Annotated in this window: 17 protein-coding genes and 1 tRNA gene; 5 read left to right on the top strand and 13 right to left on the bottom strand. The window is 69.2% G+C overall.

The features are described 5' to 3' along the window. Positions 1-41: 41 nt before the first annotated feature. The 3 genes from ABIC28_RS22410 to ABIC28_RS22400 form a co-directional block, all read right to left on the bottom strand. Positions 42-1079: a branched-chain amino acid ABC transporter permease gene (locus tag ABIC28_RS22410; RefSeq protein ID WP_097213220.1), complete on the bottom strand. Its 1038-nt coding sequence runs from the start codon at positions 1077-1079 to the stop codon at positions 42-44. Between the two features lie 95 nt (positions 1080-1174). Further along, complete coding sequence (locus ABIC28_RS22405; RefSeq protein WP_097213219.1) at positions 1175-2401, bottom strand: branched-chain amino acid ABC transporter substrate-binding protein; 1227 nt, start codon at positions 2399-2401, stop codon at positions 1175-1177. 292 nt (positions 2402-2693) lie between these two features. Beyond that, on the bottom strand, positions 2694-3305 hold the full coding sequence (locus tag ABIC28_RS22400) for an ANTAR domain-containing response regulator (protein WP_097213218.1): 612 nt from the start codon (positions 3303-3305) through the stop codon (positions 2694-2696). Positions 3306-3411: 106 nt separating this feature from the next. On the opposite strand from ABIC28_RS22400, the gene ABIC28_RS22395 reads away from it, so the two are divergent. From ABIC28_RS22395 to ABIC28_RS22385, 3 genes are all read left to right on the top strand, one after another. After that, positions 3412-3488 (top strand) — tRNA-Leu (locus tag ABIC28_RS22395). Between the two features lie 402 nt (positions 3489-3890). Beyond that, the gene (locus ABIC28_RS22390) at positions 3891-4178 is read left to right on the top strand and encodes a hypothetical protein (protein WP_354580950.1); all 288 of its coding nucleotides are present in this window, start codon (positions 3891-3893) and stop codon (positions 4176-4178) included. Positions 4179-4277: 99 nt separating this feature from the next. Then, positions 4278-4517 carry a hypothetical protein gene (locus tag ABIC28_RS22385; protein WP_097213216.1) on the top strand — a complete coding sequence of 80 codons (240 nt, stop codon included), beginning with the start codon at positions 4278-4280 and terminating at the stop codon, positions 4515-4517. Positions 4518-4580: 63 nt separating this feature from the next. On the opposite strand, the gene ABIC28_RS22380 is transcribed toward ABIC28_RS22385, so the two are convergent. From ABIC28_RS22380 to ABIC28_RS22365, 4 genes are all read right to left on the bottom strand, one after another. Beyond that, positions 4581-5978, bottom strand: coding sequence for an FAD-binding oxidoreductase (locus tag ABIC28_RS22380; RefSeq protein WP_354580947.1), 1398 nt, complete (start codon positions 5976-5978; stop codon positions 4581-4583). A 52-nt stretch (positions 5979-6030) separates the two neighbouring features. After that, entirely contained in the window at positions 6031-7089 is a 1059-nt protein-coding gene (locus ABIC28_RS22375) for a hypothetical protein (protein ID WP_354580945.1), read from the bottom strand. After that, positions 7011-8711, bottom strand: a complete 1701-nt coding sequence (locus ABIC28_RS22370) for an ATP-binding protein (RefSeq protein ID WP_354580943.1) — start codon at positions 8709-8711, stop codon at positions 7011-7013. The genes ABIC28_RS22375 and ABIC28_RS22370 overlap by 79 nt, the downstream gene beginning before the upstream one ends. Positions 8712-8916: 205 nt before the next feature. Next, positions 8917-9993, bottom strand: a complete 1077-nt coding sequence (locus tag ABIC28_RS22365) for a phosphatidylinositol-specific phospholipase C domain-containing protein (protein ID WP_354580941.1) — start codon at positions 9991-9993, stop codon at positions 8917-8919. 115 nt (positions 9994-10108) lie between these two features. Between ABIC28_RS22365 and ABIC28_RS22360 the strand changes: the two genes are divergently transcribed. Next, a complete protein-coding gene (locus ABIC28_RS22360; protein ID WP_097213205.1) occupies positions 10109-10570 on the top strand; it encodes an SRPBCC family protein in 462 nt (153 codons plus the stop codon). A gap of 15 nt (positions 10571-10585) precedes the next feature. On the opposite strand, the gene ABIC28_RS22355 is transcribed toward ABIC28_RS22360, so the two are convergent. Further along, entirely contained in the window at positions 10586-11569 is a 984-nt protein-coding gene (locus tag ABIC28_RS22355) for an alpha/beta hydrolase (protein ID WP_354580939.1), read from the bottom strand. Positions 11570-11874: 305 nt separating this feature from the next. Here ABIC28_RS22355 and ABIC28_RS22350 point away from each other — a divergent pair, with 305 nt between their 5' ends. Next, on the top strand, positions 11875-12066 hold the full coding sequence (locus ABIC28_RS22350; protein ID WP_143548497.1) for a hypothetical protein: 192 nt from the start codon (positions 11875-11877) through the stop codon (positions 12064-12066). A 9-nt stretch (positions 12067-12075) separates the two neighbouring features. Here ABIC28_RS22350 and ABIC28_RS22345 read toward each other — a convergent pair whose 3' ends face one another. From ABIC28_RS22345 to gltB, 5 genes are all read right to left on the bottom strand, one after another. Continuing rightward, on the bottom strand, positions 12076-13935 hold the full coding sequence (locus ABIC28_RS22345; protein WP_280923540.1) for an ABC transporter ATP-binding protein/permease: 1860 nt from the start codon (positions 13933-13935) through the stop codon (positions 12076-12078). A gap of 166 nt (positions 13936-14101) precedes the next feature. Next, positions 14102-15004 (bottom strand): acyl-CoA thioesterase, encoded by a 903-nt coding sequence (locus ABIC28_RS22340; RefSeq protein ID WP_097213202.1) that lies wholly within the window; start codon positions 15002-15004, stop codon positions 14102-14104. Beyond that, entirely contained in the window at positions 15005-16423 is a 1419-nt protein-coding gene (gene pyk / locus ABIC28_RS22335) for a pyruvate kinase (RefSeq protein ID WP_077041837.1), read from the bottom strand. Between the two features lie 95 nt (positions 16424-16518). Next, positions 16519-18024 carry a glutamate synthase subunit beta gene (locus ABIC28_RS22330; RefSeq protein WP_354580935.1) on the bottom strand — a complete coding sequence of 502 codons (1506 nt, stop codon included), beginning with the start codon at positions 18022-18024 and terminating at the stop codon, positions 16519-16521. Continuing rightward, the gene (gene gltB, locus ABIC28_RS22325; protein WP_354580933.1) at positions 18017-22600 is read right to left on the bottom strand and encodes a glutamate synthase large subunit; all 4584 of its coding nucleotides are present in this window, start codon (positions 22598-22600) and stop codon (positions 18017-18019) included. The genes ABIC28_RS22330 and gltB overlap by 8 nt, the downstream gene beginning before the upstream one ends. Between the last annotated feature and the right edge of the window lie 184 nt (positions 22601-22784).

Genomic DNA, 22784 nt, shown 5'->3' with positions numbered 1-22784 from the left:
CTCGGTCGGGTCTGGCTGCGCCGCAGCCGGATTCTCGGTACTCATACCCGCGCCCTTCCCAGGCTCTCACCGAGGATCCCGGTGGGCCTGAACATCAGCACGACGACCAGCAGCACGAACGCGACCACGTCGCGCCACTCGGTGCCGAACAGCACCTGGCCGTAGTTCTCCATGACACCGAGCAGCAGGCCGCCGAGCAGGGCCCCGCGGAGGTTGCCGATTCCGCCGAGCACCGCCGCGGAGAACGCCTTGATCCCGAGGATGAAGCCGCCGTTGAAGATGATCCCGGACGGGATCTTCAGGGTGTACAGCAGCGCCGCGGCGCCCGCCAGGATGCCGCCGAGCAGGAAGGTCAGCATGATCACGCGCTCGCGTGAGATGCCCATCAGCGTCGCGGTGTCGGGGTCCTGGGCCACCGCCCGGATCCCCCGGCCGAACTTGGTCCGGTTGATGATCATGTCGGTGACCAGGGTGAGCAGCAACGCGGCCACGATGATCACGATGGTCACGTTGCTCACCGAGGCACCGAAGATGCTGAACACCTCGACCGGCTGGACCAGTTTGATGGGCTGCTGCGCATTGGTGCCGCCGAGCCCCGGCCAGATCTCGGGGAGCACGTAGTGCACGAATTCCTGCAGCACGAACGACATTCCGATCGCGGTGATGAGGAAGGTCAGTGGTTTCGCCCCGCGCTTGCGCAGCGGCCGATAGGCGACGCGTTCGAGCCCCACCGCGGCGCCACCCGAGACGGCCATTCCGAACAGCATGGCCAGACCGAGGAACACGACCGTCATGACGACGCCCTCGTTGTACGCGTTACCGCTCGGCGTGAAGCCGAGCAGCTCCAGCGCCACGTACTGACCGAACATGCCGAGCATGAAGACCTCGGAGTGCGCGAAGTTGATCAGCCGCAGCACGCCGTAGACCAGCGTGTAACCGATCGCCACCAGTGCGTAGATGGCGCCGTAGCTCAGTCCGTCGATGGTCAGTTGCCAGAAGCTCGTCGTGAGCCCCTCGATGTTGAAGTCGATATTGCCCGCGTAGAGGGTTGCCGAGGCGGCGAGGGAAGTCGCGATCATCGAAGTCACTTTCAAGGTCGGGAGGCGCTACCGCGCCCCGACGACGCAGCCGGGGCCTGCACTGGAGCAGGCACCCGGCTGCGAGATCCGTTCTGTCAGTTGACCTTGTAAATCTGGATCAGGGCGTTGGACAGCTCACCCTTGTCGTTCCACTGGTACTTCTTGCCGACGCCCTGCCCGTCATAGTTCTTGACGTACTCCAGCATTCCGGCGCGGTCCTTCACCCCGGAGTCGATGGCCTTGAGCATGATCGTGGTCAGGTCGTAGCCCTCGACCGAGTAGACGCCGGGCGCCTGGCCGTTGAGTGCCTCGTACTGATCTGCCAGCGCGGCAGGCGCCGGGACGCAGGGGCAGGTGAGGACCGCGCCGTTCGCGGATTCGCCTGCCTGCTTGACGAACTCGGGATCGTTGGTGCCGTCACCGGAGCTGAAGGTCGCGGTCACCCCGCCCTCGCGGAGCTGGGTCACGAACGGCGCCGCCTCGGCGTAGTAGCCCGAGTACCAGATCGCGTCGGGCGACTCGCCCTTGATTTGGGACACGGTCGCCGAGAAGTCCTTCTGACCGGTCTTGACGCTGGCCGAACAGGCGGGATCCGCTGCGGCGCCGAGGGTCTCGGTCACCACCCGGGCCAGGCCGACGCCGTAGTCGGAATCGTCCTGCACAACGCACACCTTCTTCGCGTCGAGCGTGCCGGTGAGGTACTTGGCGACGACCGAACCCTGACTGTTGTCGTTGCCGAGGCCCCGGAAGAAGGTGGTCCAGCCGTTCTCGGTCAGCGTGGGATTGGTGGCCGACGCGGTGAGGAAGGGCAGCCCGCTCTGGTTGAAGATCGGGCCGGTTGCCTTGGTCTCGCCGGAGAAGGCCGGTCCCAGCAAACCGACGATCGATGCGTTGCTCACGATGTTCGGCGCCACCTGGGTCGCCTTCTGCGGGTCACCCTCGGTGTCGAAGGTCTCCATCTCGACCTGGCAGTTCGGGTTGGCCTGGTTGTGCTTGTCGAGGGCGAGCTTGGCCCCGTAGAGGATGTTCTGTCCGAGCGCGGCGTTGGCGCCGGTCAGCGCTCCCGCCATCGCAAGCGAGACCCCCGAACAGGTGGCGTTGCCGCTGCCTGCGGGATCGGCCGCGTCGGTGACGTCGGCGCTCGCGACCTCGTTGCCCGCCGAATCGAGGAGCACCCCCGGCTGAATGCTGAGCGCGCTCGACTCCCCCGTTCCGCTGGTTTCCGACGATCCGCCGTCGGTCGTCTTGCTACTACAGCCCGCGACGGCTAGCGCTGCTGCGACTCCAACGATCAACGCGCCTCTCGCTGTACGACGGTGCACGTCCCACCTCCGAAATCTGTGCGCCCCGGACAATTCCGGAGGGGCCGTCCGCCAGCCCGGACAAAACATAACCGTGCGGCAATGCCCGTGCATCACATTGAAGTAGTTCGCCGCGCCGCCTCAATTGCGACGGGCTAACTATACGAGCGACCAAGAATGGCGTCACAATGAAGAACCCGCAGGTGACAGCGATACTTGCGGGACCGGGGTTATTTCGTCACCCAATGCCGAAAGGCCGCATCTTCGTCGCGAAACACTTCGTTAGCGCAATGGTTACATTGCGTGTCGCGGACTATTTCGAGTCGAGCGTCTCGATCACGATCTTGGCGACGGCCTTCATCGAGGTCCGCCCGTCCATTGCCGCCCGCTGGATCCAGTTGAACGCCTCGGGCTCGGTCAGCGACTGCGACCTCATCAACGCACCCTTGGCGCGCTCGATGAGCTTGCGCGACTCCAGCCGATCGGCCAGCGTCGCGACCTCCCGCTCGAGCGCGGAGATCTCGGCGAACCGGCTCGCGGCCAACTCCACGGCAGGCACCAGATCCGCCTTCGAGAACGGCTTGACCAGATAGGCCATGGCGCCTGCATCGCGGGCCCGCTCGACGAGCTCGCGCTGACTGAAGGCGGTCAGGATCACCACCGGCGCAATGCGCTTGGCCGCGATCTCCGAGGCCGCATCGATCCCGTCGCGCAGCGGCATCTTGACGTCCATGATCACCAGGTCCGGCTTGAGCGTCTCCGCCAGCTCGACCGCGCGCTGGCCGTCGCCCGCCTCGCCGACCACGTTGTAGCCCTCCTCGCGGAGCATCTCCACCAGGTCCATCCGGATGAGGGTCTCGTCCTCGGCGACCACCACTCGGCGGGCGACGGCGCCGTCACCCTGCGCGGCCGGAGCGTTCGTCATCACCAATCCCCCTCGGTCGTCAGCCTCGCCCGAGTCAGGCGCCGCACCGTTGAAGGGTACCGGTGCTTGACGCGTAGACACGATCTTCTACAGTGGACAACCGCCAGCCCTCGTATCCCAATTGGCAGAGGAAACGGATTCAAAACCCGTGCAGTGTGAGTTCGAGTCTCACCGAGGGCACCACGAAGATTCAGGCTCGAACCCCCGTTTCGAGCTCCTGACGTCGACCCGCGTCCCACGTCATGGAACTCGTCCCGACGCACTGATGTCCATACCCACGACTGGACACCTGCGCGCATCCGTTCGACGACATGACAACCCTGACTCCGATGCGAAATATCCTGTCCGCCAGTTGTTTTCGCTCGAACCACCGGAATCACAACGCATCAACCCGAGCGCGATCTCGCGTGGGCGGCCATGGCTGCGCGCGGGCGCCCTGCGCACGCCCGTGCACGCACCAACTGACCCCTCGCAATAGGCCAACAGGAAGCGCACGATAAGTGGAGGACTCGGGCTCAGATGAGCGGACCGCGACCGCAACCGTGCTCCCTCGCGTGGCCGAGCCTGCTGCTCTAGGAGGACGTCATGAACACCATCACACTGCGTACGGCGACCGCTGCGGCCCTGATCGCCCCCGCACTCGCACTCGCACTCGGGGCCGGGCCGGCCGGGGCCACGGCGTCAGAGCCTCCCACCGCTCCCCCTGCCGTCATCGAGACGACACCGGTGGCCCCCGACCTGATCACTCCTGTGGTACTCCTGCCCGGGCAGACGACGTGGCAAGGCGCCCTCGGCACCGTCCTCGCCTGCGCACCCTGGGGACTCATCCCGCTCATCGGGCCCAACGTCGCCTTCCCGATCTGCCTCGCCTGACGGCACCCGCCACGCGCCCCGCGTCCACCCCGCATCAGCGCCGGGTGCGGTCGCCCTCCGCGGCGATGAGACGGAAATCCGCACCGATACGGTTGCACCATGACGAACGCCGGCCTTGCCGACCGCGCCTGCCTCCCGATGAGCGACGGCGACCGCGTCCGCCTGTTGCTCGACATCGTCGAGCTGGCACAGACCCGCGTCGGTCCCGACGAGGTCAACGACCTCGCCGGACCCGCGCTGGCTGCGCACGGGGTCGCGCTCACGCAGGACATGGCACGGGGCTGGAACCTGGCCCTCGAGATCCTGACCCGCACCCTGGAGGCCCGACTTCCGCAGTGACGTCGCCCGCCGGGACGGTTCGGCGCGAACCCCTCGTGCGCGCCGAACCGTCCCGGCGTGCCGTCACCAGCGCGCGGCGGCGGCGAACACCCGGTTCGGGTCGAACCGGTCGCGGATCTCGGACAACCGTCGGCGCTCCTGCGGACCCCAGGCCGCCAGCACCCGGTCGGCTGGGGCACCCTCGGCTCCGCCCGCGAAGTTCATCAAGGCCCCTCCGGTCCCCCACGGCTCCATCGCGGCCAGCACCGAGTCCAACGCACCCGGGACGACGCCCGCGATGGGTGGCGCGAGCACGCCGACCGCGAACAGGCTGAACGCCGCGTCCCGGCCCGCCACCGCGTTCGGGACCTCGGCGCCGCGGGCCAGCGCCCCACCCATCGCCCGGATCTCCGCCAGCACCAACGGCAGGCGTCCAGTTGGCCCGACCGTGGCGAGGAACTCGTCGATCGCCTCGGCCGGCAGCCGGCGCAACAGCATCGACCGCTCCGCTCCCGGCATCGGGTCGGTGGGATCGGCGTGGATCGACCCCACATCCGCGTACATGATCTCGGTGACGGTATCGATGATCGGCTCGGCCAGAGCGCGCAGCGGTGCCAGCAGCTCCTCACCGTCCTCCGTCTCGCTGACGTGCGCATAACGCAGGTGCAGCACGGTGCGGCCGCGCAGGGCCTCGGGCAGGACGGGCAGCGGCGGGAAGTTCACCACCGCGACCGAGGAGCTCACCGACTCGGGAATCCGGTGCACCCAGTCCCGCCAGCCGTGCAGGACCCGCGGCGCGTCGAGGAAGTCGAAGAACATGCCGCCGGCATACACTGTCTGAATCGGGAAGAGCCGGAACGTGATCTGCGTGACGATCCCGAACGCCGCCCCGCCGCCGCGCAGTGCCCAGAACAGGTCCGGTTCGCTCGTCTCGCTGACGCGGCGCAGCTGGCCGTCGGCGGTCACCGCCTCGATCTCGATGACATGGTCGGCCGCGAAACCGTAGGTCCGGGCCACCGGGCCGATCCCGCCGCCGAGTGTGTAGCCGACGACCCCGACCTCCGTCGCGGACCCACACAGCGCTGCTAGCCCATGTGGCGACGCGGCGTCGAGCACCTGCTGCCACCGCACGCCCGCGCCGACGGTCGCGATCCCGGCGTGCGGGTCGATGACGATCGAGTCGAGGAGCCGGGTGTTGATCAGGATCGACCCGGGCCCGGCGGCCGCGGCGCCGTGCCCGGTGGCCTGGACCGCGACCGACAACCCGGCGGCGGCCGCGATCCCGACGGCCGCCGCGACGTCCGCGGCGCTGGACGCGACCAGCACCGCCGCGGGACGGTGCGCGGTGGCGGTGTTGAACGACGCGACGGACAGGTCGAAGCCGCCGTCGCCCGGCGCGTGCACCGGCCCGGCCGTTGCGGCGCCAAGGCGCTCGGCCAGTGAGGGCAGGACGGGTGAGGATTCTTCGATGCTGGTGGACACGGGCATCCCTTCGCTCGATCGGAACTGTCCACCTCAGGACAGCCCACCGCTCTTACCGCGCTCTTACGGCCGGCTTGGCGCACTCTCCCCGACCAGGCTGGACAGCAGTGCGTTGATCTGGGCCCGGTCGAGGTCCGCTCCGCGCGCGGAGTGCAGTGCATAGTCCTGTGCGCTGAGCGCATCGCGCACCGCAGCCGCCTCCAGGGGACCGTCGATCGGGTCCATCCCCTCGGGCAGGAACCCGATCCGGCCGCCCAGTGACTGCACCGCCCCCGCGAGCACGGCGGCCTCCACGGGGTGCCCGGCGCCAGCCAGGACCGCGGCGGTGGTGCATCAACACCAGCCAGGACGTCACGTCACCGTCCACCTCGAGGACCGACTGCATGTCCCGAGCGGCCGACATCGCGGCATCCACGTCACCCGCGTCCATCGCCGACTTCATCAGGGCCCACGTCGAGGAGCCGACCGACCACCTGTTGCCGATGCGCTCGGCGATGGCGATCGCCGTCACCAGCTCCCCGCGCGCCTCGAGGGGGCGGCCGTGGTTGCGCAACAACATCCCCAACACCATCCGGGCGTCCGCCTCGGCGAAGCCGGACCCGAGAGCGCGTGCGGTCGCGGCACTGTCGCGGACGAGGTCGAGCCCCGCGTCATGGTCACCGTCCATCGACAGGAAGTAGCCGCACCATGCGCTCAATCGGGCCGCCTCCGCGCGGTCACCGGCCGCCGCCCACGCGGCGGCGGACTCCCGCGCGGCGTCGGACGCGGCCGGCCTGTTCCCGGTGAGATAGGTCAACGATGCGACGCCTGCCGTCGCGCGCGCGAACTGTCGCCGTTCGGGGGCGAGGTGGTCCGCCACGACCGCGTCGAGCGCCGCATGCAGGAAGCCGAGCCCCTCCCCGATGCGACCCATCCGGTACCAGAACCAGTACAGGCCACCGGCCAGCCCGAGGGCGCAATGCGCCTCACCCGCGGCGAGCGCGGACACCAGCGCCGCGCGGTGCTCGGCCTGGTCCGCGGAGAGCTCCCCCATCACCTCCGCCGAATTCGGGCCGTAGAGCGCGGACTGGCGGGCGGCGACCGACGCTCCGCCGGATCGGACTGCTGCCACGCGAAGTGCTTGATTGTCCGCAGCATCCGATAGCGCCGGGGCGCGGTGCCCGGCAGGACGGTGAGCAGCGATCGGCGCACGAGGGCGGTCAGCGGCTGCACCGAGGCGACCGCAGACGGAGCCCCGGTCACGGCCGCGGCTCCGTCGATGTCGAAGCTGCCCGCGAACACCGCCACCTGCCTGAGCACCACCGCTTGCTCGTCGTCGAGCAGCCGGTAGCTCCAGTCGATGGTGTCCGCGAGCCTGCGCTGTCGCGGTGGGGCGCTTCGAGACCCACCGCGCAGGAGGGTGAAGCGATCCTCCAACCCGTCGGCGATCTGCTGCTCGGAGAGCACCCGCAGCTGTGCGGTCGCGAGTTCGATGCCGAGCGGGATGCCGTCGAGTTCGGCGCAGATCGTGCGCACCGACGCGACATTGGCCTCGCCGAGGGCCCACCCGGGCACCACGCCGCCTTCGCGCGCCGCGAACAGATCCCGCGCCTCGTCCGGCGCGAGCGGCGGGACCTCGTGCAGCGCTTCGCCGTCCACCTCGAGGGGTTCGCGGCTGGTGGCGAGCAACTGCACCCCCGGGCACAGATCGGCGAGCGTGACGGCCAGTGCCGCGGCGTCCGCGACGACGTGCTCACAGTTGTCGAGGATCATCAGCATCGTTCGCCCTGCCAGCACTCCGGCGAGATGCTCCGCGCCGCCGACCCCCGGCAGTCCGAGCGCCGATGCCACCGCAGGCACCATCAGCGCGCCGTCGGTGAGTGCGCCGAGATCCACCATCCACGGGCCGTCCGCGGCACGTCTGCGCCGCGCGACCTCGATCGCGAGTCGGGTCTTGCCCACCCCACCCGGTCCGACGAGGGTGACCAGGGGGTGTTCACCCAGCGCCGTGGCCACCGATTCGATGTCGGCCGCCCGGCCCACCAGCAGGCTCCGCGGAGAAGGCAGGTTCGGCGCCCGCGGCGGGTCGGGTTGGGCCGGGCGCGGCGCCGCCTGACCGTGCAACGCGGCGTCCTGCGCCAACACGGCCGCCTCGAGCCGTCGCAGGGCCACTCCGGGATCGATGCCGAGTTCGTCGTCCAGGATCGCCCTGATCCGGCGCAGCGCGCCCAGCGCGTCGGACTGTCGACCACCGCGGTACAGCGCGAGAACCAGGATCTCCCAGATCCGCTCGTCCAGGGGATGTTCGGCGGCCAAGGCCTCCGCCTCCGCCGCCACCTCGGCGAATCGCTCCCGGCGCAGGCCCACCTCGAGCAACGACCTGCGGGTCTCGAGATGCATCGCGGTCAGCCGGGCGATCTCGGGCGTCGTGAACTCGGAACCGGCGATGTCGGCGTACGGCGAGCCCCGCCACAGCGACAGTGCCTCCAGGTAGGCGGCCGCCGCCGCGTCCGCGGAGGTCTCCGCGACCTCGGCGCCGGTCCGGACCAACTCCTCGAACCGCGCGACGTCGACGCTTCCGCGCGCGGCGGACAGCAGGTACCGGCTGCCATCGCGCACCAGCACCCCGTCCTCGCGCCTGGCCCTGTCCGGACTGAGCAGGTCGCGCAGTTTGGAGATCGCGACGTGCAACGAACTGAGCTTGGGCTGATCCAGGTCGTGCCACACCTGGGCCAGCAGACGGTCGGCGGACACGGAGTGCGGGTAGGCGAGGACGAGCGCCGCGAGCAGCGCGCGCTGACGGGCACCAGCGAGGTCATCGGGCGTCCGTCGCGGAGCGCGGCGACGGGCCCGAGCACCCGTAGTTCCAGGCTTTCCGGCATGGCCCGCCCCCTCCTCAGCGCCGCCGATTCCCCTGAGCGCCAGAGGTTACCGGACTCGCCTGCCCGCCCGGGCCGTCTCAGCCCCTCGGCACGACCCGCGAGAGCACCCCGGGCAGCGGGTGCCAGTCCGCGGTCACCACGCTCGCGTTGCCTGCCGCGAGTTCGTCGACGCGGGCCCGCGCCGCCTCCTCCGACGGGCTGGTGCCGTCGATCGCGGGGGCGACCTGGTGCGCGTCGGTCATCACCAGCAGGTAGCCGCGATCGCGATACCAGGCGGTGTCGATGCCACCGTTCACGAACGCGGCGGCGTCCCCGTCGAAGATCACGAACCACGGCCGGACCGTGGCGTCCGGATACCGGGTCTGGCGGGGGTCGCCCGCCTCCGCGCGATGCACGGCAGGGAAGGCGACGGCCTCGTCCAGCGCGCCCGCCGCGGCCAGATCCCGGAGGTGGGTGGCGTATTCGACGTCCGTCCACAGCGGATCGGCCGGATTCTTCTCCTCCACTGTTCCCGGGATCAGCTCGACGATGAACTTGCCCGCCAGCTCGCCCCGCCCTGGCCAGCCGTCGGCGCGCACGGCCTCGTCGAGGGTGACGGACGCGCCGCCGGTCAGGTCGGACGGCCGGAACAGCGCGGAGCCGAGCCGCTCGTCCAGGAGGGCGTCGAACTCGCGCGGGCCGAGCCCACCGGGGGCGTTGAAGCCGTCCTTCATCTCGATCTTGATCATCACCGGCCGATGACCGGGGTTCGCGTCGTGCCAGACCCGGAGATCGGCGAGGCACCCGGCGAGATCCTGATCCCGGGACAGGCCCCGCAACTGCTCCGGCGCGGCCGCGTTCGCGCAGTTGTTGACGTTCGCCAGCGGATTCTCGTGCGCGACCCGCCAATCACTCATGCCGCCACCCTTGGCGACCACGTCGAAGCTGTTGGTCCAGACATCGAGTTCGATCAGGCCCGCTCCCGAGTCCAACGCGTCCGCGAGGTGCTCGTACGTCTGCTGCTCGTAGGCGTTGTGCACGCCGACCGCGGTGGTCGCCGAGTACGGCGATCCGGATGCGGCCGCCGGATCCGCCTGGGCGGGCACGGCACTGACCAGCAGGACCGCGGCGGTGGCGGCGAGGGCGGCGATGCCTGCCTGTCGAGAAGGATTCACTTGGTGCTGCCTTTACGATGAACGGAGGGTGAACACCCGGCAGCGTACGGGCACCGAGCGCCCCCTGGTTCCGTTCTAGCCGAGCTGGATATCTCCCGAACGAAGGGCACCGACCTTGTCGAACACCGAGATTCAGCTCACCCGGCACGTGGCGGCGACGCCGGCGAAGGTCTGGGCGGTGCTCACCGACCTCGACGCGGCCGCGACGACGCTCACCGGGGTGATCAGCACGGAGCGGGTCGCCGGCGAGGGCTACGCCGTCGGCACCCGCTGGCGTGAGACCCGCAAGATGCTGGGCAAGGAAGCCACCGAGGAGATGTGGGTCGCCGAGGTGGACCCGGAGCGCCGGACCGTGGTGAAGGCGAACTCCCGCGGCGCCGACTACACGACCTCCTTCGCCCTCGCCCCGAGCGGCGACGGCACCGACCTCTCGATGACCTTCAACGCCGACCCCGGGAAATCCACCTTCCTGGCGAAGCTGCTGATGAAGTCCTTCGGCGGGCTCGGCGCGAAGGCCACCGCGAAGATGATGACGCAGGATCTGCGGGACATAGCGGCCGCCGCCGAGGCGGCCTGACTCCGGTTCGCCGGGTCAGGCCCCGATAGAGCCCTTGAGCATCGGCAGCATCGCCCACAGCTGGTCCTGCCAGTACGGCCACGCGTGGGTTCCCGTCGCCGGGAAGTCGAAGTGGGCGGAATCGATGCCCATGGTCATCAACCGCACCTGGAATGCCCTGGTCTGGGCCAGCGAGAGCGCCTCGAGTCCCATCCCCGTCGCGGTGTTGACGTAGTCGATCGGATAGACCGGACGGTTGTGCACGCCCGGCAGACCGCTGGCGGCCGAGATCCACATCGGTAGCCCGCGCAGGCCCTCGGCCTGGACGAACGGGTCGTGCCGCAACCAGGCCGGGTCCCAGGGCGGGCCCCACATGCAGTCCGAGTTGTACAGGCCCGCGTCGAGCATCGCGATGCGGATCGCCTCCCGCATCCCGGGTGCCGACAGGTTGAGGTAGCCCGACATCGCGCCGGCGAAGGTGAACTGGTTGCGGTGGTGGGCCGCCAGGATCAGGGCCGCATTGCCGCCCATCGACAACCCGACGACGGCGTTGCTGGTCCGGCTGATGCCGTACCTGGCCGCCAGGTGGTCGGGCAGGTTCTGGGTGAGGAACGACTCCCACATGTACTTGTACGGCTGGTTGGTGAAGTTGTTCGGGGCGTACCAATCCGCGTAGAAGCTGGACTCGCCGCCGACCGGTTCGATCACGTTGACGCCGTGATCCGACAGCCAGGCGGCGTTGGTCTCGTGTTCCCAGCCGCTCACGTCGTTGGTCGCCCGGATCCCGTCGAGAAGGTAGACGGCCTTGTTGCTGCCGTTGTTCGCCAGCCACATCCGGACCTTGATATGCCCGACCCCTCCCGGCGCAGGCACCCAGTCCTCGTGGAACCGGTCGTACGGATTGGCCGAGGCGGGCGCGGCGGCGCCGAGCGCCAGTCCGAGCGGTAGCACCAGTGCCGCGATCAGCAGCAGCACCGCGGTCCGCGCTCCGTCTCGGACACCCCTCGTAGATCCGCGCATCGCCATCGACCTCCGTCGTGACATGAGTCACAGTGGCACCACGCTATTCCCCTCGACTGCACCCGAGTCGCCTCCTCCGCGCAATCGTTACCTGCACGTGGCCCGAAACGACACCGTTCCGCGACCCTGAAACGCCCCGGTGTCCTGGCGAGACCGGCCCAAGATTTACCATCAAACCAACCGATAGGTTTGTCCGGTTTGGATACATTGACCGGCGAATGTGGCACGGCCACAAAGATCCTTGGGGAGGGGCGGCATCATGCGGGGAACGTGGTCGATTCGGGGACGCCGGAGGGCGGTCGGTCATGCCTAGGCCGGGCCCGGTCCGGCCCCTTGTCGGGGTGAAGATGGACGCCGTGCGGATCGAAGAGTACGACGCACAGGCCCAGCAGGAGGGGCTGCTGATGAAGTCAGGCAAGCCCAACCGATCGGAACTGATCCGGATCAAGCTGGCGTTCGCCGACGAGCACATGCCGAACGGCTGGCGCCCGGCTTGACCGCCCGTCCTACACCCGCACCGGCACCGGGGACAGGTCCCAGGGTCCGTCGCCCGCGAGCTGTAGCTGCTGCGCGTGGTGCTGGTCGACAGTGCTGCGGTGGCTGACGCTCACCAGGATGGTGTCGGGCACCTCCGTGCGGATCAGGCTGTACAGCGAATACTCGAGTCCCTCGTCGACCGCGGAGGTGGCCTCGTCCAGGAACACCAGCTCCGGCCGGATCAGCAGGATGCGGGCGAACGCGATCCGCTGCTGCTCTCCCGGCGAGAGGATCTTCGCCCAGTCCGCCTGCTCGTCGAGCCGATCGACCAGGTTCGCGAGCTGCACCTTCCGCAGGGCCTCCCGGATCGACTCGTCGTCGAGTTCGTCCGGCGTGCCCGGATAGGCGGCTGCGGTCCGTAGGTCACCGAGCGGCAGGTACGGCATCTGGGACAGGAACAGCGTCTTGGTTCCGGCGGGCCGCCTGACCTGCCCCTCGGTGAAGGGCCACATCTCGGCGAGGCTGCGCAGCAGGGTGGTCTTGCCACTGCCCGAGCGCCCCTTGACCACGAGGGTGTCGCCCGGCTCCATCGACAGGTCCAGGTCCGCGATCAGCGAGAACCCGTCCGGCCTGCGCACCTGCACCCGCTCGACCCGGAGCGCGCCCTCGAGCTCCGAGACCGCGATCGCGGGCAGTTCCCGCGAGTCCGAGTTGGCGTCCATCAGACCGTTGAGACGGATCAGGCTGGCCCGGTACCCGGCGAAGACGTCATAGGACTCGCGGAAGAACGAGAGCGAGTCGTGCACCTGCCTGAAGGCGGTCGCGGACTGCGTCATGTCGCCGAGCGTGATCGTTCCGTTGAAGAACCGCGGCGCCTGGATGATGAACGCGAACACCTCGGCGATCTGGTTGACCACCAGGTTCCAGCCGTTGAACTTCAAGGTACGGAAGACGATTCGCCAGTAGTTGCGGATGACGGCGGCGAAGCGGAAGAGCAGCCCGTGCCGCTCGACGCCCTCACCTCGGTAGAAGGCGACGTTCTCGGCGCTGTCGCGGACCCGGACCAGCGCGTAGCGGAAGTTCGCGGTGAGCCGCTCGTTCCAGAAGTTCAGCTGGATCAGCGGCCGGCCGATCCAGAACGCGACGATGGTCGAGAGCAGCACGTACCCGAACACGAGAAAGACCATGGCGCGGGGGATCTCGGTGCCGAACACCGTCATCGGCCCGGACAGGTCCCAGAGGATGGTCGTGAACGACACCAGGGAGACGATCGCGCCGACCGCGCCCATGGACAGCGAGCGCGAGATGGTGACGAAATCGGTGATGTCGGCCTGGATCCGCTGATCGGGGTTGTCGATGGTCTCGTCGACGAACCGGTCGCGATAGAACGCGCGCCCTTCCAGCCAGTCGGTGGTCACGTGCTCGGTCAACCACACCCGCCAGCGGATGTCGAAGGCCTGGCCGATGTAGTAGATCAGCAGTGAACGGGCAACGTGGATGGTGGCCAGCACCCCGAAGATCCACAGGCTCCGCCAGAACGTCGCCTTCGCCGCGTCCAAGGCCCCGACATCGCCCTGAGCGAAGGACTGCGCGGCCATCTGCAGAGCGGTGTACATCTCGTTGCCCTGGTATGAGAACAGCACCGTCATGCGGACCGCGAAGACCGTCATGAACAGCACCACTGCCAGCAGTGCGTACACCGGCGCGCTCTCGCGGCCCTTGAAGTAGTCGCCGCTGATCCGCCAGAACTGCCTGCCCCACCTGGTGGTCCGGAAGAGCACGTAGGCGATCAGGACGAAGCACACCGCCGCAATGGCAAATGCCCGGAATGTCCATATCAGGCTGGTGACGACCTCGTGGTCCCAGTCGAGCCCGCCGTCTTCCGACATACGCCACCCCATTCGCGCGTTCACGGCCCGAGCGACCAGACGCCCGCGCCGTAGAGATGGCGAAGTCTAACCCCGATGACACCCGCGCAGCGCGACCAACGGCACCGTCGTGCCGTTCCTGCACGGCGTCAACGAGTTTCGCCCGCAGTAGCGAGGGGACGCGCGACTACTTCCGGCTCGGGAAGTGCCGGATCAGGCCCTCCTGCACAACGGTCGCGAGCAGCTGCCCCTCGAGCGAGAAGAACCGGCCGGTCGCCAACCCGCGGGAGCCGGCCGCCACAGGCGACTCGGTCGCGTACAGCACCCACTCGTCGAACCGGAACGGTCGGTGGAACCAGATCGAGTGGTTCACGGTGGCCGCGACGATCCGGTCCAGGCCCCAGGACAGCCCGTGGGTGGTGATGATCGAGTCGAGCACCGTGGTGTCCGACGAGTAGCCCATCGTCGCGACGTGCAGCAGCGGGTCGTCGGGCAGCTCGCCGTCCGCCTTCATCCAGACCCGGTTGTGGTTGAGCTTCTCCCCTGTGCCCTTGAGGATCCAGCTAGGGTCGTTCGCGTAGCGCATGTCGATCGGCTTGAGGGCGTTGACGAACATCTGCAGCCGGTCCTCGTACCCGACGAAGTGATCGCCGAGCGGCGGCAGGGTGTCCGGGTACGGCACGTCCGGGACCTCGACCGCGTGCTCGAGACCCTTGCCCCAGTCCTGGAAGGCCACGAGCATCACGAACAGCTCCTGATCGTCCTGGTAGGCGACGACCTGGCGGTTCGCGAAGGCCCTGCCATCGCGGTGGCGCTGCACCCGGTACTCGATCGGCCGCTTCACATCGCCGCCCCGGATGAAATGGGCGTTGATTGCGTGCACCGGCCGGTCACCGGAGACCGTACGCCCGGCCGCGATGATCGCCTGGGACACCAGCTGGCCGCCGAACGTCCGGCTGCCGAGCTGGGCCTGGGGCGGGTGCTGCCCGAGGAACACGTCCTCGTCGAGCTGCTCGAGGTCGAGCACGCTGAGAAGGGTGTCGAGATCCCCCGCCCGAACAGGGCGGGGCTGTGCCCCCAGGTCAGTCACCTAGTGGTCCTCTTCTCCGATGCGGTGCACGTGAATCAGGTTGGTCGAGCCGACGGTGCCCGGGGGCGAACCGGCCACGATCACGACGAGGTCGCCCTTGTTGTACCGGCCGAGGGACAGTAGCGCGGTGTCGACCTGCCCGATCATCTGGTCCGTCGTCGAGACCGGCGACACCAGGAAGGTCTCGGTGCCCCAGGTCAGGGTCAGCTGGCTGCGCACCTCCGGCAACGGGGTGAACGCGAGCAGCGGCAGGTGCGTGTGCAGCCGGGCCAGCCTGCGGACCGTGTCGCCTGACTGGGTGAACGCGACCAGCGCCTTGGCATCGAGGCGCTCGCCGATGTCGCGTGCCGCGTAGGAGATCACGCCGCGCTTGGTCCGCGGGACGTGGGTCAGCGGGGGCACCCGGGTGGACTCGGCCTCGACCGCTTCCACGATCCGGGCCATCGTCTGCACGGTCTCCATCGGGAACTTGCCGACCGAGGTCTCGCCGGACAGCATCACCGCGTCGGCGCCGTCGAGGACGGCGTTCGCGACGTCCGAGGCCTCGGCGCGGGTCGGCCGGGAGTTCTCGATCATCGACTCGAGCATCTGCGTCGCGACGATCACGGGCTTGGCGTTCTCCCGCGCGATCTGGATGGCGCGCTTCTGCACCAGCGGCACCTGCTCGAGGGGCAGCTCGACGCCGAGGTCGCCGCGGGCCACCATCACCGCGTCGAAGGCCAGCACCACGGCCTCGAGGTTCTCGATCGCCTCGGGCTTCTCCAGCTTCGCGATCACCGGGACGCGGCGATCGAGGCGGTCCATGACCGCGTGCACGAGCTCGATGTCCGCGGGCGACCGCACGAAGGACAGTGCGATGAAGTCCACGCCGAGCCGCAGCGCGAACTCGAGGTCCTCGATGTCCTTCTCGGACATGGCAGGCACCGAGACATCCATGCCGGGCAGCGAGACGCCCTTGTTGTTGCTGACCGGACCGCCCTCGGTCACCTCGCAGACGACGTCGTTGCCGTCGACGGCGGTGACCGTCAGTCCGACCTTGCCGTCGTCGACCAGCAGCCGATCGCCGGGCTTGGCGTCCTTGGCCAGCTCGCGGTAGGTGGTGGAGACGCGGTCGTGGGTGCCGTCGCAGTCCTCGACGGTGATCCGCACCTCCTCGCCGTTCTCCCACACGGTGCTGCCGGTGGCGAAGCGGCCGAGCCGGATCTTGGGGCCCTGGAGGTCGGCGAGGATGCCGACGGCCTTGCCGGTCACGTCCGAGGCCTCGCGGACCCGGCGATAGTTCTCCTCGTGGTCGGCGTGTTCGCCGTGACTGAAGTTCAACCGGGCCACGTCCATGCCGCTCTCGACGAGCTCACGAATGCGATCCCCGGTCGCGGTTGCGGGGCCGAGCGTGCACACAATTTTCGTCCGTCGGGTCACGCGTCGAGCCTAGTCGGTGCCCTCACTCATCTCCATCGCAGGCGGTGAATTGTGCATACATACAAACAATTAGACCCTTTGCGTTTGCCTGCGATTCACACGACGGCGAGCGGCAGCGCCGTCGGGTGCACGGGCGACGGCAGGTCCGAGTGCCCGGTGAGGTACACGTCGACACCGCGCGCCGCTGACCGGCCCTCGGCGATCGCCCACACCACCAACGAGGCCCCGCGGTGCGCGTCGCCGCAGACGAAGACGCCCGGCGCCGTGGTCTGCCAGTCCGGGCCGCACGACAGCACGCCGCGCCTGGTCAGCGACAGCCCGAGATCGTCGAGCATCCGGCTGTACTCGACGCCCTCGAATCCGATCGCGAACAGCGCCATCTCACAGGGCAGTTCGACCTCCTCGCCGACGGGCCGGACGTGCCTGCGCCCCTCCTCGTCCCGGCTGACCTTCACCTCCGCCAGCACCATCGACCGCACGTTGCCCTGCTCGTCGCCGAGGAAGCGCTGCACCGCCACCTCGTAGCGCCGGACGCCGCCCTCGGCGTGCGCCGGCGAGGTGCGCAGCACCATCGGCCAGGACGGCCACGGGGAACGCTCGTCGTCGCGCTCGGTTGGCAGCTCCGGGTTGTAGTCGAGCTGCGTCACCGACGCCGCGCCCTGACGGTGCGCGGTCCCGAGACAGTCGGCCCCGGTGTCGCCGCCCCCGATGATCACCACGTGCTTCCCCTTCGCGGTGACGGGGCTCGCGCCGTCGCCCTCGCATTCCCGGTTCGACGGCACCAGGTGGTCCATCGCCAGGTGGATGCCCTTGAGTTCGCGGCCCTCCACGATCGTGTTGTCCCGCGCCCGCAGCGCACCGACGGCCAGCACCACGGCGTCGAACCGGGCGCGCAGTTGTTCGACGGTCAGATCGACGCCCACCTCGCAGTCGGTGACGAAATGGGTTCCCTCCGATCGCATCTGGGACAGGCGCCGCTCCAGAATCGACTTGTCCATCTTGAACGCGGGGATGCCGTACCGCAGCAGTCCGCCGAGGCGGTCGTCGCGCTCGAACACCGTCACGTCGTGCCCTGCCCGGGTGAGCTGCTGCGCCGCGGCCAGGCCACCGGGTCCCGAGCCGACCACCGCGACCTTCTTGCCCGTGCTGATCACCGGGTGCTGGGGCACGACGATGCCGCCCTCCCACGCCGCGTCCGCGATGGCCTGCTCGATCCGCTTGATCGTCACCGAGCCGCCGGTGTCGTTCTCGGCGATCGACAGCACACACGCCGCCTCGCAGGGCGCCGGACAGACCCGCCCCGTGAACTCCGGAAAGTTGTTCGTGGCGTGCAGCCGTTCGCTGGCCGCACCCCACCGGTCCCGGCGTACCAGGTCGTTCCAGTCGGGGATCAGGTTGCCCAGCGGGCATCCCGCGGAACCGGAGTGGCAGAACGGAACCCCGCAGTCCATGCACCGGGTCGCCTGCTCGGCCACCTCCCTGACCCGCTCGGCGGCGGGCTGCTCCGCATAGACCTCGTCCCAGTCGCCGATGCGCTCGGTGACCGGGCGCTTGGGCGCGTCCTTCTTGACCACCTTCATGAAGCCCTGGGGATCAGCCACGAGCCGCCTCCATGATCGCCGTGTCCACGTCCCGGCCCTCGGCGCGCGCGAGCCGGGTCGCGTCGAGCACCCGCTGGTAGTCGACCGGCAGCACCTTGGTGAACAACGCGCTTCGGCGCGGCCAGTCCGCCAGCACCGAGGCCGCCAACGGCGACCCGGTCCAGTGCCGGTGCTGCGCGACCGCCTCGGACAGCCACGCGAGGTCGTCTGCATCGAGCGGCTGCAGCGTCACCATCGCCGGGTTCACCATCTCCGGATCCAGATCCAGCACGTACGCGATGCCGCCCGACATGCCCGCCGCGAGGTTGCGCCCGGTGCGCCCGAGCACCACGACGCGCCCGCCGGTCATGTACTCGCAGGCGTGATCCCCGACCCCCTCGACGACCGCGGTGGCGCCGGAGTTGCGCACCGAGAACCGCTCACCCACCAGTCCACGCAGGTAGACCTCGCCGGACGTGGCGCCGTAGAGGATCGTGTTTCCCGCGATCACCTGGGCCTGCGCCACGAACGTCGCGTCCGGGGACGGCCGCACCACGATCCGGCCACCCGAGAGCCCCTTGCCGACATAGTCGTTTGCGTCGCCGATCATGTCGATCGTCACCCCTGGCGGCAGGAAGGCGCCAAGCGACTGGCCCGCCGAGCCGGTCAGCTCCAACCGGATGGTGTCGTCCGGCAAACCCTCCGCGCCGTAGCGGCGGGTCACCTCCGACCCCAGCAGGGTGCCGACCGTGCGGTTGACGTTGCGTACGGGCAGCTCCAGCCGGACGGGGTGCGCGTCCTCCAGCGCGCCCTCGGCGAGCTGGATCAGGGTGCGGTCCAGCGCCAGCTCCAGCCCGTGGTCCTGATCGCGCTGCCTGCGGCGCTGGGTCATCGGTGTGCCGTCGCGGTCGGTCGGGATCTCGAAGATCGCCGACAGGTCGAGCCCACGGCTCTTCCAGTGCGCGATGCCCTCCGCGGTCTCGAGCACGTCAGCTCGGCCCACCGCCTCGTCGACACTGCGGAACCCGAGCTGCGCCAGGTACTCCCGGACGTCCTGGGCGATGAACCGGAAGAACTCCTCGACGAACTCCGGCTTGCCGTTGTACCGCTTGCGTAGCTCCGGGTTCTGGGTGGCCACCCCGACCGGACAGGTGTCGAGGTGGCAGACCCGCATCATGATGCAGCCGGCCACGATCAGTGGCGCCGTGGAGAACCCGAACTCCTCCGCGCCGAGCAGTGCCGCCACCATGACATCGCGGGCGGTACGCATGCCACCGTCACACTGGACGGTGATCCGGTCCCGAAGGCCGTTGAGCACCAACGTCTGCTGCGCGTCGGCGAGCCCGATCTCCCATGGCGCGCCCGCGTGCTTGAGGGAGGTGAGTGGGGACGCCCCGGTGCCGCCGTCGTGGCCGGAGATGAGCACCACGTCGGCGTGTGCCTTCGACACCCCGGCCGCGACCGTGCCGACGCCGACCGAGCTGACCAGCTTCACGTTCACGCGGGCCTGCTCGTTGGCGTTCTTCAGATCGTGGATCAGCTGGGCGAGATCCTCGATCGAATAGATGTCGTGGTGCGGCGGCGGGGAGATCAGTCCGACGCCGGGCGTCGAGTGCCTGGTCTTGGCCACCCACGGGTACACCTTGTAGGCGGGCAACTGCCCGCCCTCCCCCGGCTTCGCGCCCTGCGCCATCTTGATCTGGATGTCGGTGCCGTTCACCAGGTAGTCGCTGGTGACGCCGAACCGGCCGCTGGCGACCTGCTTGACCGCGCTGCGCCTGCGCGGATCGTAGAGCCGATCGGTGTCCTCGCCGCCCTCCCCCGAATTCGACCGCCCGCCCAGGTTGTTCATCGCGATCGCCATCGTCTCGTGCGCCTCGGCCGAGATCGAGCCGTAGCTCATCGCGCCGGTGTTGAAGCGCGTGACGATGGACTCCACCGACTCCACCTCGTCGAGCGGTACGGGCTCGCGCAGCCCCTCACGGAACCGGAACAGCCCGCGCAGCGCGCCGCCGGCCGCGGCCAGCCGATTGACCTCCTCGCTGTACCGGGCGAACACCTCGTGCTGGCCCGATCGGGTCGCGTGCTGGAGCAGGAACACCGTCTCGGGGGTGAACAGGTGCAGCTCGCCCTCCCTCCGGAACTGGTATTCGCCGCCCACCTCCAGGCGGCGGTGCGCCCGATCGGTCGGGTTGTCGGGGTACGCGATCCGCTGCCGGATCCGGACCTCCTCGGCGAGCACGTCGAGGCCCACGCCGCCGAGTTTGCTGACGGTGCCTGTGAAGTACTCGTCGACCAGTTCGCGGTCGAGTCCGATGGCCTCGAAAACCTGTGCCGCCGTGTAGGACCCGACGGTCGAGATGCCCATCTTAGACATCACCTTCAGCACGCCCTTGCCCAGCCCGGTCAGGTAGTTGCGGACCGCGATCTGCGGCTCGACGCCGACCAGCTCGCCCTCACTGACCAGGTCCTCGATGGACTCCATCGCCAGGTACGGGTTGACCGCGGCGGCGCCGAAACCGATCAGCAGCGCCAGGTGGTGCACCTCGCGCGCGTCGCCGGTCTCGACGACCAGCGCCACCTTGGTGCGCTCCTTCGTCCGCACCAGGTGGTGGTGCACGGCGGAGACCGCGAGCAGCGACGGGATCGGCGCGCGGGCATGGTCCGAGTCGCGGTCGGAGATGATCAGCGTCCGGTACCCCGCCGCGATCGCCTCGCTCGCCGCCGACCGCAACTCCTCGATCGCCTCGGCCATGCCCGTGCCGCCGCGCTCGACGTCGTAGAGCGCACGCAGCACCGTGGCGGCCAGGCCCTGGTTGTCGCCGTCGTCGTTGATGTGGATGATCTTGCCGAGCTCGTCGTTGTCGAGGACCGGCCAGGGCAGCACGATCTGCCTGCACGAGGCCGCGGTCGGTTCGAGCAGGTTCTGTTCCGGTCCCATCACCCGCGAGAGGGACGTGACGACCTCCTCCCGGATCGCGTCCAGCGGCGGGTTGGTCACCTGTGCGAACAGTTCGATGAAGTAGTCGTAGAGCAACCGCGAACGCTGCGACATGACCGCCACCGGGGTGTCGGTGCCCATCGAGCCCAGCGGCTCACCCGGCGCGGAGGCCATGGGGGCGAGCAGGATCCGGAGGTCCTCCTCCGTGTATCCGAAGACAACCTGCCGCAGCACCACCGACTCGTGCGGATGCTGCATGTGCGCGCGTTCGGGCAGCTCCCTGAGCTCGAGCAGCCCGCTGTGCAGCCACTCCGAGTACGGACGCTCCCTGGCCAGCCGCAGCTTGGCCTCCGCGTCCGGCACGATCCGACCGACCGCGGTGTCGACGAGGAACATCTGGCCGGGTTCGAGCCTGCCCTTGGCCACCACCTCGGACGGCGGCACGTCGAGGACGCCGCTCTCGCTGGCGAGGATCACCCGCCCGTCCGCCGTCTGCCACCACCGGCCGGGACGCAGGCCGTTGCGGTCGAGCACCGCCCCGACCTCGGTGCCGTCGGTGAAGGTCACACAGGCGGGGCCGTCCCACGGCTCCATCAGCGAGGCGTGGAAGCGGTAGAAGTCGCGCCGCTCGGCCTTCATCTGGGCGTCGTTCTCCCACGCCTCCGGGACCATCATCATCACCGCGTGCGCCACGCTGCGTCCGCCGAGATGCAGCAGCTCGAGCACCTCGTCGAAGGACGCGGAGTCCGAGGCCTCGGGTGTGCAGATCGGAAAGAGCCGTGTGAGATCGCCGGGGATCAGCGCGCTGGCGAGCAGCGCCTCCCTGGCGTGCATCCGGTTGCGGTTCCCGCGCACGGTGTTGATCTCGCCGTTGTGCGCGACGAATCGGAACGGATGCGCGAGGGGCCAGGACGGGAAGGTGTTGGTGGAGAACCTGCTGTGCACGATCGCGATCGCGCTGTGGCAGCGGTCATCGCGCAGGTCGGGGAAGAACGCGGGCAGCTGCGCGGTGGTCAGCATCCCCTTGTAGACGATCGTCCGGCTCGACAACGACGGGAAGTACACCCCCGTGCCATCCGCCTCGACCTCGGGGCTCACCTGCTCGGCGCGCTTGCGCAGCCCGTAGACCAGGCGGTCCAGTACCAGGTCCGCGGGCCGCCCGTCCGGACCCGCCGGTGCCGCGACGAACAGCTGGCTCATGTGCGGCATGCAGTCGCGCGCGGAGTGGCCGATGTCGGCGCCGTCGGGGTCGACGGGCACCTCGCGCCAGCCGAGCACCTCGAGTCCCTCGTCCTCGGCGATCGCACTGATCCGCTCGACGGCGGCGGCGCGTCGATCCGGGTCCCGCGGGAGGAAACAGATCCCGGCGGCGTATGTGTTCGCGCCGTCGGGGTTCGGCTCGGGCAGCTCGAACCCGGCCACCTCGGCCAGCAGGGCGGTCGGCAGCTGCAGCAGGATGCCCGCGCCGTCACCGCTGTTCGGCTCGGCGCCCGCGGCCCCGCGGTGTTCGAGATTCGCCAGGGCGAGGAGCCCGTCCGCGACGATCGAGTGTGAGCGCCTGCCGAGGATGTCAGCCACCATCGCGACGCCGCAGGAATCGGCCTCCTGGGCCGGGTCGTACAGACCCTGCGGCGCGGGCGAGCGAGAGAACAGCAACGGGCACCTCCACATCGGCCGGGAAGGCTGCCGGGTGTGGCGCGCGGGGCCATCGCACGGAGCCTCGGCTGGCGGGTCCCACCGGGTCGGGTGGAGATCACACCAGTTCGGGGTTCCGGGACGACTCTGGCCCGAAAAGAAAACTCCGAGCGTCACACTCGGGCGTGCTCAGTTTAGCAGCAGA

The organism is Rhodococcus sp. PvR044, from assembly GCF_040548995.1.
Classification (GTDB): Bacteria; Actinomycetota; Actinomycetes; order Mycobacteriales; family Mycobacteriaceae; genus Rhodococcus_G; species Rhodococcus_G oryzae.
This window is presented reverse-complemented; position numbering and strand designations above follow the sequence as displayed.

What these genes read in the sequence shown, in the direction of transcription:
- ABIC28_RS22345 (WP_280923540.1), bottom strand. Translation starts at nt 13,935, where the DNA reads ATGTCGGAAGACGGCGGGCTCGACTGGGACCACGAGGTCGTCACCAGC.
- ABIC28_RS22385 (WP_097213216.1), top strand. Translation starts at nt 4,278, where the DNA reads ATGACGAACGCCGGCCTTGCCGACCGCGCCTGCCTCCCGATGAGCGAC.
- ABIC28_RS22410 (WP_097213220.1), bottom strand. Translation starts at nt 1,079, where the DNA reads ATGATCGCGACTTCCCTCGCCGCCTCGGCAACCCTCTACGCGGGCAAT.
- ABIC28_RS22400 (WP_097213218.1), bottom strand. Translation starts at nt 3,305, where the DNA reads ATGACGAACGCTCCGGCCGCGCAGGGTGACGGCGCCGTCGCCCGCCGA.
- ABIC28_RS22390 (WP_354580950.1), top strand. Translation starts at nt 3,891, where the DNA reads ATGAACACCATCACACTGCGTACGGCGACCGCTGCGGCCCTGATCGCC.
- ABIC28_RS22355 (WP_354580939.1), bottom strand. Translation starts at nt 11,569, where the DNA reads ATGCGCGGATCTACGAGGGGTGTCCGAGACGGAGCGCGGACCGCGGTG.
- ABIC28_RS22350 (WP_143548497.1), top strand. Translation starts at nt 11,875, where the DNA reads ATGCCTAGGCCGGGCCCGGTCCGGCCCCTTGTCGGGGTGAAGATGGAC.